Below are 15,003 nucleotides of genomic sequence, written 5' to 3' on the forward strand. Positions count from 1 at the left end.
CTACTTAAAGATAAACATCAAAAATGACCGCACAGCTCGGGATAGTTGACGGTCATTTTTTTGATTAACAACTATAAACGGGACTGACCGCTATCGGCAGTACCTTTAATAAAATAATAACATATCTATAACATATTTCAACGCGTATAGTAAAAATCCCTCCATTATTCAACCCACTTATACAGGAACACCACTTCAGAAGCTGGGCTATGCCTTCACTGGTGAGAGAAGTAGTACACCAGGCTCGGAAGAACCTCGCCAGGTGATTACTTCAATCACTGAAATCTCGGTCCATATTTATTTTGTAATCATATTGAGGATACAGTACTTTTAATTCGGAAATCACATCTTCATGTAGCTTTTGTTTATCCTTTTCCTTGAAGGAAACTACCATATCAAACGCTACTATATTTTTGATCTCGTCAAGATAAAATCCGTGAATCTGCTTTATATTTTCATGCTTGTTTATTATGCTTCTTACTATCTCATTCCTAAGTTTTCCTGCAGCTGAGCTGTCTGAGTTCTGGGAATAGATACTTATTCCCTCGATTGCAACTCCATGCTTCTCATATACTTTTGAAGCTATCTCTCTCTGCAGCTGGTCGAGTCTGTAAATAGTGATGTTTTCAGGAACCTCTATATGCACTGACCCGATATATCTGTCCGGTCCGTAGTTGTGAAGAAGAAGGTCATAAGCTCCCTGAACCTCAGGAAATGATGCGATCGTCTTCTTTATCTCACTGGAAAGCTCAAGATCAACTCTCTCACCAAGAATAAGTGATAAGTTATCGCGGAGCATTTCTAGGCCGGCCTTAATGATCACAAGTGAAATAATTGCGCCAAGCCAGGCTTCAAGACTTACATGTGTAAATATAAAAATAATTGCAGCAACAAGGGTGGATGCTGAAATAACAGAATCCAGCTTTGCATCTTCACCGGAAGCCACCAGTGATTCTGAATTAACTTTCTCTCCTACCTTTTTTACATAGGTTCCAAGAACAATCTTCACTACAATTGCAACAGCAACAATTACAAGCGATGCCGTCTGGTAATTGGGAAGTTCAGGATTGATAATCTTTTTTATTGATTCAACAAGCGAAGTTATACCTGCGTAGAGAACGATCACAGAAATCAGTGCTGCACTAAGATACTCGATACGTCCATATCCCAGCGGATGCTTCTTATCCGGCTCTTTTCCCGCAAGCTTGGTTCCAATGATCGTGATTACGGAAGATAATGCGTCACTTAAGTTATTTACCGCATCAAGTACAATCGCAATTGAGCCTGATAATATGCCCACAGCTGCCTTGAAGCCAGCAAGAAGCATGTTAGTGATTATTCCAATAATACTTGTTTTTATAATGGTGGTATTTCTATCCATGATGTTAATCCCCTTTGATGTAAAATAGATTTATATAAGGATTATACACATTTGTATCTGTTGTGTGAAATTGTTTTTGTCGCTTATAATTGGAATATGAATACAAAAGAATTGCTAGAAAAAATCAGAAACAACACAAAAGAAGACATGATTCCCCCAAAGAGCTCAGCTGTGATAATTCCACTGGTTGAGATATCCGGTGAGATTCATGTTTTATTTGAAGTGCGCTCCCCTGCCCTTAAATTCCAACCTGGAGAGGTATGCTTTCCAGGAGGCAGAATCGAAGCTGGCGAAGCGCCAATGGATGCTGCTCTTAGGGAGATTAGCGAGGAGCTTCTTATCGATTCCGGTAAAACAGAAATAATAAGCTCTCTAGCACCACTGTTTGGCCCTACGGGTTCACTGGTTTACCCCTATGTCGCTCTTTTGCATGATTACAAAATGACATATTCTACTGATGAGGTAGCAAAGGTATTTACCTATCCTATCTCATTTTTTAAGGAGCATCCTGCTAATCGATATCCTATGCAGAAACCAACAATTCCTCCGGACAATTTCCCATTTCAGAAAGTGACCGGAGGAACTGATACTTACAATTGGCATGTACAAAAATATGATATGTGGATATATGAAGATACCGATCCTGTTGTCTGGGGCTTTACAGGAAGGCTTCTCCACGCATTTTTAGAGCTTATCTGATAATATCCGACTCTGAACCAATATTATTTACGCAGTCATATATAACTTCACCATTTTTGCAGTATATCAGAGCCGTACCGGGATTCTTGTCATCAACAACGCAGATACTAAAATCCATACCAAATTTCTGATAATACGGTGCATATACCTCTGTAACCTGCCTCATTGTATCAACTACATAGTTCCAGCTATCTATGTACTGACTATCTTCCTTGGCAATTTTTGCAAACTCTCCAACGTCTTCGAATGCAACCTCTGCAAGTGCATAATCATCTCCTGTTGTAAATTTCACCTCTGCATTCTCATCACTCTTCATCAGTCCTTCGGTGAATTTAATGAGTTCCTCCTTGGTAAAGGAATCCAACGCTTCCGCGCCTTCAGTGATAATCTCCTCTTCAGTTAATTCTCCGGCTATAGGCTCTGTTACACTCTGAGTGCTGCCTTCAATAGCATATACCTTAACAGCAGGCACCATAACCAGTGACATCATGATAGCTAAAACTGAAGTCGCTACTAATTTCTTGCTAATTGTCATAAATGTTTACCTCCTTCTCCTAAAAAAGGCACAGAGATACATCCCCATGCCTTAACTTTTCAATATCATCTGCCAACCTTTTCTATATCTGATTCGCCATCGTTTACTATGTCATATATCTTCTGTCCATTGCAGGAATAGATCAGGACCTTATCACGATCTGAGTCATCAACTGCATAGAGATGAACATTCATATCAAATTTCTTATATAAGTCATAGTAAACTCCTGTGACGTCGCTTATGCCATCAACCACGTTATCCCATGACTCTTTATACGCGCTGTTGTTCTTTGCCAGCTCAGCAAATTGGGCAACATCATTAAAGCTGACCTCGATTGAAATATAGTCTTCTCCAACGTTAAATACGCAATCGGTACTGCCATCACCCTTCATCTGGTCTTCGGTAAACTTGATGAGCTCCTCGCGATTCATATTCTCGGCTATAGCTCTGGGGCTAAGCTCTACATCCTCTTCAGCAGTCTCAGCATCTATCTCAATAGCAGCTTTTTTTGTATCTCCACTTACGCTTCCTTCTATAGCGTATGCCTTAACAGAAGGAGCAAGTACAAACGACATCATAATTCCAATTATTGAAGCAGCAACAAATCTCTTATTTATAGCCATAGAAAACCCTCCATAAATAACTCTTCTTCAACACCTTTATTATATGAATCGCTGTTGTTACATACTATAAACACCATATAAAATCCCACTGACAATGATTTTATATATCAAAAAAATGCACGAATCCTGAAATTAAAATTCAAAAATCCCAAGATCCGTGCACTATTGATCGCAATATGGTATTTAATCCTGTTCTCTCTGGATTATGCCGCCGCCAAGGACAATATCACCGTCATATAAAACAGCTGACTGTCCCGCTGTAATAGCTCGCTGAGGCTCGTCAAAAAGTATACGCGCCACTCCCCCTTCCTCTGCAGGAAGTGTAACCGTAGCAGGCTGCTCTTTATGTTTATATCGTATCTTAGCGCTGCATCTGATATCACCCTCAGGCATCTTACCGGTTATCCAGTGGAAGTCCTTCACGATAACCTCTCTCTCAAAAAGGTCCTCATTATCTGACAGAACCACCTTGTTATTCTTTATATCAAGCTTGGTAACATAGAGCCTTCTGTCAGCCGGAACGCCCAGTCCGCGGCGCTGACCGATGGTGTAGTTGATTATTCCGTTGTGATGTCCAAGAACATTGCCATCCTTATCAACAATATCGCCGCCGGGATATTCCTTACCCCTGTAACGTTTTATCATGCCGGCATAATCACCATCCGGAACAAAGCAGATATCCTGAGAGTCGCTCTTATGAGAGGTCACAAATTCATTATTCTCTGCAATCTGTCTCGCTTCCGTCTTAGTAAATTCACCAAGCGGGAAAACGGTATGGGACAGTTGTTCCTCTGTAAGGTCATATAAAACGTAGCTCTGATCCTTGTTAAGGTCAGCGGCTTTTTTCAGATAAAAATGTCCGTCCTTCTCTTCAATTCTCGCATAATGACCTGTGACGATATATTCACAGTCAAGCTCCTTAGCCTTTTTATAGAGAATATCAAACTTAAGATACTTGTTGCATCTGATGCAGGGATTGGGTGTCTCTCCTCTCTCATAGCTGCATACAAAGGGCTCTATTACATTATCTATGAATTCCTTTTCATAATGAAAAATATGATAGGGTATCCCAATCTTCTCAGTGACTGCCCTGGCATCGTCAGTGTCCTTCTTGCTGCAGCAGGTTCCGAAAAGATCCTCACCTATCATATCGTTCTCATATAAGCGCATTGTACAGCCTATGCAGGAAAAGCCTCTCTCCTTCATAAGTTCTGCCGCAACGCTGCTGTCTACGCCACCACTCATGGCGATAAGTGCTGTCTTACTCATATTTCCTCATTTCCAAAATAGCCGTCTCAAAGTACCGACATATAACCAGAGGTCAGATGAATTTCTGTACTGCCTTCTGGAATTCCTCAACTGCAGTCATGTCACCGTCCTCAAGGGCATGCACAATGCAATGTGACATGTGCTCGTTGATTATCTCTTTGCCAAGGCTTTTAAGGGCTGAATTAACTGCAGAGAGCTGCATAAGTACATCTGCGCAATCCTCATCCTCTTCGATCATGGCCTTTACATGGTTAAGATGGCCGATCGCCTTGCTGAGTCTGTTTAATTGTTTTTTCTTCTCCTCCGGGGAGTGATAGTGGGCGTGTTCGTGTATCACGTGTCCCGCGTGGTTGTGTGTATGTTCGTGGCTACTCATATTTTTGATACCTCAACGGAAGCTCAAGTCCGTGTGCTTCTAATAATTCCTTATCCTTAAGTATAACATCTGCGCTGTCATCTGCGACAATCTTTCCGTCATGAAGAAGAATAATCCTGTCACAGGTATCCATTATAAAATCAAGATCATGAGATGCAACTATCTTAAGGCAGGTAAGCTCGTTCAAAATCCCTATAAGATTGCGCCTGTTTCTGGGATCAAGTGCTATTGACGGCTCATCCATCAGTATTATATCAGGCTCCATTGATAAAATGGTGGCTATTGCAGAAAGCTTCTTCTCACCACCAGAGAGCTTATAATTCTGCTTTTTACGAAGGCTCTCAATGTGAACCTTTTTTAGAGCCTCTGTCACGCGGCTCTCCACCTCTTCCTTTGTAAGGCCATAATTCCTTGGACCAAAAGCCACGTCCTCTTCAACAGTAGCCATAAAAAGCTGACTGTCGGAGTCCTGAAAGACATATCCTATATGCTCTCGTATATGATTCAGGTTAGCCTTGTTTACAGCATGTCCTGCAACCTCGAGCTTGCCTTCATAATCAAGATATAGCCCCACAAGAAGCTTTAACAGGGTTGATTTACCTATTCCGTTTGCTCCTATGAGTCCTATTTTCTCGCCGTCCTTAGCATGAAGATTAATATCAAAAAGGACCTGGTGGCTCTTTTCATAAGAAAAGTTCAAATGTTCAATTGTCAGTAGTTCGCCGTGAACACCGGTATGCATAAATCCACCTCTATCACAAAGCTATTAAGTGCCTGATAATCACAAATATCAATATCCAGGTAACAGTATATACTATATCAATTGGTTTCGCCTTTATTTTTTCCTGATCAAAATCGCCCTTGAAGCCGCGAAGCAGCATACTCTCATAGACGATTCCGGCACGGTCCATACTCCTTATGAGCCACATTCCAACAAGTGTCCCCCATGCACTGTAGTGGATACCGTTCTGACGGGGAGCGCGGAGCTTATAAGCGGTAATTATCCTGTCAGCTTCCTCACCCATGATGTAAAAATATCGTTCTATCAAAAGTATGACAATAACTATTATCTTGGGTACATGGATCATCCGAAGTGCCTGACAGAGCTTTTCAATTGAAGTCGTAGCGATCAGAATATACGCTGCCAGAACGGAATAAAAGCCCTTAAGCATAAGCGTCAGCATTGATATCACACCACCTGAAACACCAATCTCTCCTATATAGAGTACGATGTCCGTATCAAAAAACGGATTCAGAATTCCAACGAAGATCACCAGTGGAAGAATAAGCCTCATTCGGTATATACCCTGCCTTATGGACAGTTCTCCCACAATAAAACCGAAAATCGGATATGCTGACATCAAAATAAGTGGTGCCATTTCATACTTCCCAAATGATACCACTGTAAAAATATACAAAACGCTAACAAGCAGCTTCCCCAGAGGATGAAGGTCATTCATCCAGTGAGAACGCTGCCATAGCTCTTGTATCTTCTGAAATTCGTGTAGCTTTTTTTCGATTGAATCCATTAAACCTCATTCACGAAGATCCTCTCTCCCACATGAGGATAATAAAGTCTCTTCGATTATTATACAGTCTGCTGATCTGCCCCCTTCTTCTTGAAGAATCTGAATGCATAGCAGGCGCCAACAAGAATAGCCACTACTACAAGGGCACCAACTATTCCCGAGAAGCTGGTTCCTGCAGCAGCCTCGCTGTTTTTAAATGCATAATCAGGAAGAAGTGATGTTGCGCTCTGAATGCTGTCAGCAATCGCATAAGCTCCGCCTCTTGCCTCAAGTTCAGTGGTTCCTGCAACCTTCTCCATGGACCACTCAAGACCATCCGGGAACGCTGAAGCAAAGAGAGAAACGATACCGCCACAGATAGCAGCTGCAACTCCAAGTACGATAACAGTTGTCTTAAGTGAGAGCTTACTCTCTTTTTTCTCCTCACCTACGCCCCATAAAAGCTCAGGTCTTGCTTCATTAACAAAGATAAGCACTGCTGCTGTTATAAGGCCTTCAACAAAGCCGATAGCAAGGTGAATCGGCTGCATGGTTGCTAAAAATACTCCGAAGGGAAGCTCTGTAATACCTGATGCAAGTGTCTCAAGAGTAACTGAAAAAGCTCCAAGCTGAAGTGTCAGAACGCATCCTAATATAGAAGCAAGAAGAATTTTGCCTCTTGTAGCTCCCTTTTTCATAATGGGCTTCCATATAAGCAGCGCCCCTATAAAGCACCCGTAAAAGGCCATATTCCAAACATTACACCCAAGCGCCAGCAGTCCGCCGTCAGCAAATAGCAGACACTGGACAAGCAGTACTCCTATCATGGTAAGGAATCCGGCATAGGGGCCAAGGAGAGATGAAAGCATCATGCCTCCGCAGAGATGTCCTGATGATCCGGTTCCGGGTATTGTAAAGTTAAGCATCTGAGTAGCAAAAACAAACGCACCCATAACTCCCATTACAGGAATTTTCTTAGGATCATTCTCCTCTCTGACCTGCTTAATTGAATAAGCAGCAGCTCCTGTAGATAATACATACATTGTCCCCGCAACAGCAGGTGATACCAAAGCATCCGCCATGTGCATAATACAAATCCTCCGTATATTTGAATTGTTTAAAATTAGCTTTATCTTAGAAACTGGTAGTATCCATGTCAGTTCCAGGGATAAGTATAATCATACATAATATTACTTACAAGCCCCCCAGGGGGTTATTAAATCTTGTATATTGTATGCAAAAAATTCAGTTACTCATACAATTCAATCATATTTAAAGGGTGCATTTGCATTATGTGATTTGTTTATGATTTTATTATATTTTGTTCAAACTTTCCTTAGAATTATAATTGTTCTTTTAGGCTTCGGACATACTTTGGACAAATATAATCGCTATTATAGACTTATCAGAAGTGAGAACTTCTGACTCCCCCAACAAAACTTTTTTCATACCAGAGCCGTCAGATTCCCCATCTGACGGCTCCTCCTCCGTTTAGGGATAAATTAGTTACTCCGGAGCCTTAGCTCCGGAGTTTTTTATTTTCTCCTTCCGGATTTTCTTCTATTGTTTGACCTGTTAGCTTTAGGTGCATTCTTATTTGTATTCTTATTCGTATGCTTGGAATTATTATTTGAAGCTTTAACCGGCGGTTTATCAGATGATTTTCTCGGCGGGATCAAAAACTGCGGTCCAAATCCGATAAGATCCTCTCTATGCTCCCGGAGTAGTGCTTCCTTTACAAGATCATAGTTCTCAGGTCTTCTAAACTGAATAAGTGCTCTCTGCATGGCCTTCTCATGAGGGTCTCTTGCCACATAAACAGGTTCCATGGTCAGCGGATCAATTCCCGTGTAGTACATACAGGTTGATACAGTTCCAGGTGTGGGATAAAAATCCTGAACCTGCTCAGGGCTAAGTCTGTGCTTACACAGATATTCCGCAAGGGCTATAGCATCCTTAAGGGTGCTTCCCGGGTGGGATGACATAAGATAAGGTACTGCATACTGCTGCAGTCCTATCTGCTTGTTTACCTTATCGAATTTCTCAATAAAGCGGTCGTATACCTTTACCTTGGGCTTACCCATTTTTTCCAATACGTTATCTGATATATGCTCAGGAGCAACTCGAAGCTGGCCGCTTATATGGTGCTTACATAGCTCTCGTAAAAATGTGTCATCCTTATCTGCCAGTAGATAGTCAAATCTGATTCCGGAACGCACAAATACCTTCTTCACTCCGGGTAGGCCACGAAGCTTCTTAAGGATACTGAGGTAGTCACTGTGATCCACCTCCATGTTTTTGCACACTTCAGGGTGGAGGCACTTTTTATTCGGGCATGCTCCAACCTTCATCTGCTTTTTGCAGGCAGGCTTCCTGAATTGGGCTGTAGGACCTCCCACGTCATGGATATAGCCCTTGAAGTCCTTCTCTTCCAGGAAAACCTTAGCCTCACGGATTATGGAATCATGACTTCTGCTCTGGATGATACGTCCCTGGTGGAAGGTCAGGGCGCAGAAATTACACTCACCAAAGCAGCCTCTGTTGGAGGTGATGGAATACTTGATCTCGTTGAAAGCAGGAATACCTCCTGCCGCATCATAAGAAGGATGCCAGGCTCTAAGATACTCTCTCTCATAAACGTCATCAAACTCCTGCTGGGTAAGAGGCCTTGAGGGCGGATTCTGTACCACATAAAGACTTCCGTCGTAGGTCTCGTAAAGTCTTTTTCCATTAAAGGGATCCGTGTTTCTATACTGAATGCTGAAGCTCTCAGCGTATTTCTTCTTATCTGTTTTAATCTCTTCGAAGGAGGGAAGCTTTATGGCATCATAGATATTCTCTTCATTTCTGGTCTTAAAGACAGTTCCATTAATGAAGGTTATATCAGCCACATCAAGCCCGGAGGCAAGAGCATCTGCTATCTCAACGATACTCACCTCTCCCATTCCATAGGATATGATATCCGCTCCGGAATCAAGAAGGATCGACCTTCTAACCTTATTAGACCAATAATCGTAATGGCCAAGTCTCCTGAGGCTCGCCTCAATTCCGCCAACGATAATGGGCTCGTGCTTATAAACCTTCCTTATGAGATTACAATAAACGATCGTCGCATAGTCAGGGCGGCGTCCCATCTCTCCGCCGGGGCTGTAGGCATCAGTCTTTCTTTTTTTCAGGGCAACCGTATAGTGGTTAACCATGGAATCCATGTTACCTGCTGATACCAGAAAACCAAGTCTGGGAGTTCCGAGAACTGTTATGCTCTTTTCATCCCTAAAATCGGGCTGACAAATAAGGCCCACGCTATAACCGTGAGCCTCAAGTGTTCTTGTAATAATGGCCGCACCAAAGCTTGAGTGGTCTACATAAGCATCACCGCAAACATAGACGAAATCAAGCTGGTCGATACCACGTTCTTTTAAGTCTTCCTTATTGAAAGGAGGAAACCAGTTCATGCCTTCTCTGCCTCATCCATTTCCTTTAAAAGCTTGGTTGCATAAACGAGCTTTACGCAAACTGTGAATATTTCCATAGCTGTGCGAAGATCTGAAAGTGAAGGATATGTGGGAGCAATTCTGATATTGCTGTCCTTAGGATCCTTCTTGTAAGGGAAGGTCGCACCTGCACCTGTCATTGTTACACCGGCCTTCTTAGCTCTGTCAACAATAGCCTTGGCACAGCCCTCGGGTGCATCAAAGCTGATGAAGTAACCACCATTAGGTCTTGTCCACTCACCAATATTGTAAGGAGCAAGGTCTCTGTCGAGAATCTCTAAAACTGCTTCAAACTTAGGTCTGATAATAGCAGCATGCTTTTTCATATGCTCCTTCATTCCTTCGAAATTGCCAAAGTATCTTACATGACGAAGCTGGTTAACCTTATCGTGTCCGATGGTCTGGTTAGTGAGCTGCGCCTTGATCTCCTCGAGGTTGTTAAGAGATGTAGCGATAGCTGCGATACCACTTCCGGGGAATGTGATCTTGGAAGTAGATGAAAACTTGTAGACCATATCAGGACTTCCGGCCTTCTTACACTCCTCAAGAATCTCGATCAGGTAATCCTGATGATCATCGTAAAGGTGGTGAATTCCGTATGCGTTATCCCAGAAAATACGGAAGTCTCTTGCAGCAGGACGAAGTCTTGCAAATCTTCTTACTGTCTCATCTGAGTATGAATAACCCTGAGGATTGGAATACTTAGGCACGCACCAGATACCCTTGATAGCCTCGTCGCTTGATACAAGCTTCTCAACTACGTCCATATCAGGACCTGTAGGTGTCATCTCAACCGGAATCATCTCAATTCCGAAGTACTCTGTAATAGCAAAGTGCCTGTCATATCCGGGAACAGGGCAAAGGAACTTAACCTTATCAAGCTTGCACCAGGGTGTGTTGCCCATGATACCGTGAGTGTATGCTCTTGATACTGTATCGTACATAACGTTAAGAGAAGAATTACCATAGATAATAATATTCTCAGGCTTATTCTCCATCATTGCACCGATAAGCACCTTAGCCTCATGGATACCATCAAGAACACCGTAGTTACGGCAGTCCGTTCCATCCTCGCAGGACAGATCAGCCTCAGAATTAAGTGTATCCATCATTCCCATGGAAATATCAAGCTGCTCGTGGCACGGCTTACCTCTTGCCATGTTAAGAGTCAGATCCATGTCCTGGAATCTCTTGTATTCAGCACGCAAATTAGCAAGTTCTTTTTCAAGCTCCTGCTTTGTCATCTCCTTATAATCTTTAATCATAATTTAAAAGCTCCTCACTTCGATTTAAACTGCTAAAAATTATACAACATTTTGCAATTCTAAAAAAGAGTTTTGCTTGCAAAACTCTCGCGCCGAGTGCGGATGCTTTAGCATCATATACATTTCGCACGAGTGCGCATCCTCGCGGAGCGTTTTAATTTCGTAAGAAATTAAAAAATAGCCAACGCATAATTATGCGTTGGCTAAATATACATTTCAGATAATTATTTGATAGGATCAATGAGATCTCTATACCACTTAAGTGCATCGGTATATGCCTTATACACTGCATCCATCTCCAGATTCTCAAGAATCATAAGTCTGGATACTTCCTGCCATGAAGCATTTTCATATTCAAACATAAGCTGCATAATAGGCCACAGATCACCGCTTCTGCGAAGAAGAACATCCTCGATCTTCTTTGATACATGAACCAGCTTAAGGGATTGCTCCATGGTCTGGTCGAGCATTACATCGAGAAGTGAGAACAGTCCGGCAAGGAACAGCTCAGCTGCAAAGCCCTTTACCTCGTAGCACTCTGCAAGATTCTCTGCGAATTTTGCACGTACCATTGATATACGCATGATCTCACTGGGCTTATCTGAGCAGAGCTCCTTTGTAACCGCAGTGTTGATCCACCTCTTCAGTTCCTTCTGACCGAGCATTGCAGCCGCATGTCTTACGGATGTGATCTCGGAGTTGATGGTAAGGTGATTAACCATCTCAAGAAGTGAAATTACAAGAGCGGGGTCTTTTCCGATAACGTCAGCAGCATCCTGCAGATCAAAATCAGGATTGTTAACCACGTTCAAAAGCTCTATGTATGTCACCTTCAAAGGTGCTACTGTCTTTTCTGATTCTTCAACGGGTAAACGGAAGAAATTACCCTCGTAGAGATCATAAGCACCGTCAGATGCAAGTCTCTCATAATCTTCCTTGGTGTCCACACCTACAGCACAGAGCTTAATATTGGGATATGCTCTGTTGAAATAAATTCTGGCGCTGCGGATATTGATTTTCCTGTGATCCAGGAGAATATAATCACACATATCGAGAATAGGCTTATAGGTCTCAAACTGATTACCTGCAAGCTTACGGATTGCAATCTTATATCCCTGACCACGAAGATCCCATAATCTGGACAGATATGGCTCCTCTGGAAGGACGGAAGTATCAAGCAGTAACACTATGATGTCCTTGGGAGCTTTGCATTGTTCTTCTATATTGGCAAAAAGTGAAATGTTGGTTATCTCAACAAATACTTCTTTTCCACCTGAAAGTACAGATGTCCCGATACTTTCAACAATATCGAGTCCAACAATATTAACAACATTATCGAGGAAACCAGTGCCCATGAGATGGGGATGCATAAGATGATTATCTCTTTGCGCAAAAACAGAATATGCGCAAACCTTCATTTCATCATCAAACAACGGAATAAGCGAAGCAAGCATTACATTACTCCTTTCGAACAGTCTCGAATATCGTAAAAATATGTCTGTTAATTTATTATATCATCACAAAATAGTATAAACAATATAACGCTTGAAGAATTTACTCAAAGAAAAAAAACAGCCAACTAGGGCTGTTTAAAAATAATCCCGAGGATGCCGGTTCCGGTTATTTGACTCCTAGCAAACGCCAGGTGGGTTACCGCAGCCCTTTTCGCTGTCTTCCTCTCCCATAGCTTGTCTGCACATGTGCAGGGCCGGAGGCGTGACATTTGAAAATGCGATCTAGGTGTCCCGTTTAAAGTAACTGTAGGTTCAAATTAAACCGGAGTTGTCGAACATCTCAGGCGAGCTCAAGGCTCGATATAAACCACTCTCTGGTGGTTCTTTAATTACATTATAATTCATAGTATTCTGAAATCAATAGATTTTCCCTAAAAAATTCTTAATATTATATGAAGAAAAGCGCATGAAATCCACGTTTCAGGCGCTTTTTTTGTGAAATTTTATTTCGCTTATCCGTTAGTCTGTCTGCCACCTTCTCCCCATGGAAAAAGCTATGCATTTCAGGCTTTATAAGGCTTTTGTCTCTTCCTTTAACCACTCCTGAATTTCAGGCTCCTCGATAAGAGGAAGGAGTGTTTTGCAGACCAATTTATTGTACTCATTAATTGCCTTCACTTCTCTGGGCTGTAAGTACTTTTTGTCAATTGCATCACGGTCAAGAGGTACATAGGTCAGATGTCTGAACTCAAGGAACTGACCATCACTGTTCTTCTCACCATTTACGACCTCAAGGATATTCTCGATTCTGATACCGTGCTTACCCTCGATATAAACACCGGGCTCATCAGACATTATCATGCCGACCTTAAGCGCAGCCTCATCCTCTGAGGATCTGGACTTCCATCTGATGCTGTGAGGTCCCTCATGAACGTTAAGCATATAGCCTATTCCATGACCTGTTCCGCACTTGTAATCAATACCGATGTTCCAAAGGGGCTGTCTTGCAAGGATATCAAGATTTCTACCATTGCAGCCCTCAAGGAAATGTGCATTTGCAAGCTGAAGCATTCCGACAGCTGTCAGAGTGTAGTGCTTCTTCTCATCATCAGTAAGGGGTCCTAAGGTTATTGTTCTTGTTACATCTGTGGTACCGCCCATATAGGTTGCACCGGAATCTACAAGAAGGAAGCCTTCTGCTGCAAGCTCTGCGTTTGAATCCTCAGTAGCTTCATAATGCATCATTGCTGCATTATCCTTGTAAGCACTGATCGTAGGGAATGAAAGCTCGATGAATCCCGGAAGGACTGCTCTCATACCGTCAAGATGCATTGCTGCCGTATACTCGTTTAACTTAGCACCATTTTTAATCTCATTTTTAACCCAGTAGATGAACTTAGTAAGAACTGCGCTGTCCTTGATATAAACCTCGCGGATGTTCTTAATCTCAGTCTCATTCTTGCAGGCCTTCATCATCTCAGTAGGATCATAGATATTCTTGATGCCTGCGCCTGCGGACTCTGAGTTGTCCTTAACTGTCCTGTATACGGAATAGCTTACGTTTCTCTCATCGTAGAGAGTTATGCCTTCGTACTCATATTCATCAAGCCATGAAATAATGCGGTTATAAGCAACAAGTTCAATACCGTTATTTTCACAGTAAGCGCGAACCTCGTCATTAAGCTCATCAAACTGAACGAACATGCTTACAGATTTTTTTGTGATAAAAAGGTAGCTCAGGATAACGGGATTGCACTCTACGTCGTTACCTCTTAAGTTAGTGAGCCAGCAGATATCATCCAGCTTACAAAGAAGGTAGGAATTAGCTTTTTCCTTCTCCATAACCTCTCTTACCTCTGCAAGCTTTTCTGCAAAGGACTTACCACAGAGCTCATCTGAAAGAACATAAATAGGATTGCAGGGAAGCGCAGGTCTGTCTGCCCATACCTCACCGGCAAGGTCCTTATCAAACTTTATCTTGATCTGTTTTTTCTTAAGCTTGTTCTCGTAGGAAAGGCCTTCCCTTGCAGGAACCACTTTTCCATCAAAACCGAGAACCTGGCCGTTTTCCATATTATCAAAAAGATATTCCGAGATAGTCGGCACGCCCTCTTCACCCATCTTGTAAAGAGTTACCCCTGTACCCTTCATCTCTCTCTCAGCCTGAATGAAATATCTTCCATCAGTCCACATTCCTGCCCAGTCCTTAGAAACAACAAGTGTTCCGTTGGAGCCTGTAAATCCGCAGAAATACTCTCTCGCTTTAAAAAAGTCCGCTGAATACTCAGAATTGTGATAATCCGATGTAGGCATAAGATAATAATCAATGCCGTATGTGGTCATCTTTTCTCTGAGGGCAGAGAGTCTGTCCTGTATAACTTTGTTCATTAAAAATATAT

The 15,003-nt window shown here is 42.3% G+C and carries 13 protein-coding genes and 1 other RNA gene; 1 reads left to right on the plus strand and 13 read right to left on the minus strand.

Annotation, left to right across the window (positions count from 1 at the left end; translation table 11 throughout):
- Positions 1-271: 271 nt before the first annotated feature.
- Positions 272-1,381 carry a cation diffusion facilitator family transporter gene (locus G587_RS0102625; protein ID WP_026490977.1) on the minus strand — a complete coding sequence of 370 codons (1,110 nt, stop codon included), beginning with the start codon at positions 1,379-1,381 and terminating at the stop codon, positions 272-274.
- A gap of 96 nt (positions 1,382-1,477) precedes the next feature.
- Between G587_RS0102625 and G587_RS0102630 the strand changes: the two genes are divergently transcribed.
- A complete protein-coding gene (locus G587_RS0102630) occupies positions 1,478-2,080 on the plus strand; it encodes an NUDIX hydrolase (RefSeq protein ID WP_051205989.1) in 603 nt (200 codons plus the stop codon).
- Here the strand turns inward: G587_RS0102630 and G587_RS0102635 are convergent.
- The 12 genes from G587_RS0102635 to G587_RS0102690 all read right to left on the minus strand — a co-directional run bounded on the left by G587_RS0102635 (position 2,073) and on the right by G587_RS0102690 (position 14,992).
- The gene (locus G587_RS0102635) at positions 2,073-2,615 is read right to left on the minus strand and encodes a hypothetical protein (protein ID WP_026490979.1); all 543 of its coding nucleotides are present in this window, start codon (positions 2,613-2,615) and stop codon (positions 2,073-2,075) included. The two genes, G587_RS0102630 and G587_RS0102635, sit on opposite strands and share 8 nt — an antisense overlap.
- 65 nt (positions 2,616-2,680) lie before the next feature.
- The gene (locus G587_RS0102640; RefSeq protein ID WP_026490980.1) at positions 2,681-3,238 is read right to left on the minus strand and encodes a hypothetical protein; all 558 of its coding nucleotides are present in this window, start codon (positions 3,236-3,238) and stop codon (positions 2,681-2,683) included.
- 183 nt (positions 3,239-3,421) lie between these two features.
- Entirely contained in the window at positions 3,422-4,507 is a 1,086-nt protein-coding gene (gene mnmA / locus G587_RS0102645) for a tRNA 2-thiouridine(34) synthase MnmA (protein ID WP_026490981.1), read from the minus strand.
- 52 nt (positions 4,508-4,559) lie between these two features.
- Positions 4,560-4,883: a metal-sensitive transcriptional regulator gene (locus G587_RS0102650; protein ID WP_026490982.1), complete on the minus strand. Its 324-nt coding sequence runs from the start codon at positions 4,881-4,883 to the stop codon at positions 4,560-4,562.
- Complete coding sequence (locus tag G587_RS0102655) at positions 4,876-5,625, minus strand: energy-coupling factor ABC transporter ATP-binding protein (RefSeq protein WP_026490983.1); 750 nt, start codon at positions 5,623-5,625, stop codon at positions 4,876-4,878. The genes G587_RS0102650 and G587_RS0102655 overlap by 8 nt, the downstream gene beginning before the upstream one ends.
- A gap of 13 nt (positions 5,626-5,638) precedes the next feature.
- Positions 5,639-6,412 (minus strand): cobalt ECF transporter T component CbiQ, encoded by a 774-nt coding sequence (cbiQ, locus tag G587_RS0102660; RefSeq protein ID WP_026490984.1) that lies wholly within the window; start codon positions 6,410-6,412, stop codon positions 5,639-5,641.
- Positions 6,413-6,471: 59 nt separating this feature from the next.
- Positions 6,472-7,479: an energy-coupling factor ABC transporter permease gene (locus tag G587_RS0102665; RefSeq protein WP_026490985.1), complete on the minus strand. Its 1,008-nt coding sequence runs from the start codon at positions 7,477-7,479 to the stop codon at positions 6,472-6,474.
- A gap of 447 nt (positions 7,480-7,926) precedes the next feature.
- A complete protein-coding gene (locus tag G587_RS0102675; protein WP_026490986.1) occupies positions 7,927-9,846 on the minus strand; it encodes a YgiQ family radical SAM protein in 1,920 nt (639 codons plus the stop codon).
- On the minus strand, positions 9,843-11,147 hold the full coding sequence (locus tag G587_RS0102680; protein WP_026490987.1) for an aminotransferase: 1,305 nt from the start codon (positions 11,145-11,147) through the stop codon (positions 9,843-9,845). Before G587_RS0102680 ends, G587_RS0102675 begins: the two co-directional genes overlap by 4 nt.
- A gap of 227 nt (positions 11,148-11,374) precedes the next feature.
- Positions 11,375-12,604: an EAL and HDOD domain-containing protein gene (locus G587_RS0102685; RefSeq protein ID WP_026490988.1), complete on the minus strand. Its 1,230-nt coding sequence runs from the start codon at positions 12,602-12,604 to the stop codon at positions 11,375-11,377.
- Between the two features lie 140 nt (positions 12,605-12,744).
- Positions 12,745-12,954, minus strand: a non-coding RNA gene (ssrS, locus tag G587_RS24945) — 6S RNA.
- A gap of 220 nt (positions 12,955-13,174) precedes the next feature.
- Positions 13,175-14,992 (minus strand): aminopeptidase P family protein, encoded by a 1,818-nt coding sequence (locus tag G587_RS0102690; RefSeq protein ID WP_026490989.1) that lies wholly within the window; start codon positions 14,990-14,992, stop codon positions 13,175-13,177.
- Positions 14,993-15,003: the final 11 nt, after the last annotated feature.

Source organism: Butyrivibrio sp. XPD2002 (assembly GCF_000423945.1).
In the GTDB taxonomy this organism is placed as follows: Bacteria; Bacillota; Clostridia; order Lachnospirales; family Lachnospiraceae; genus Butyrivibrio.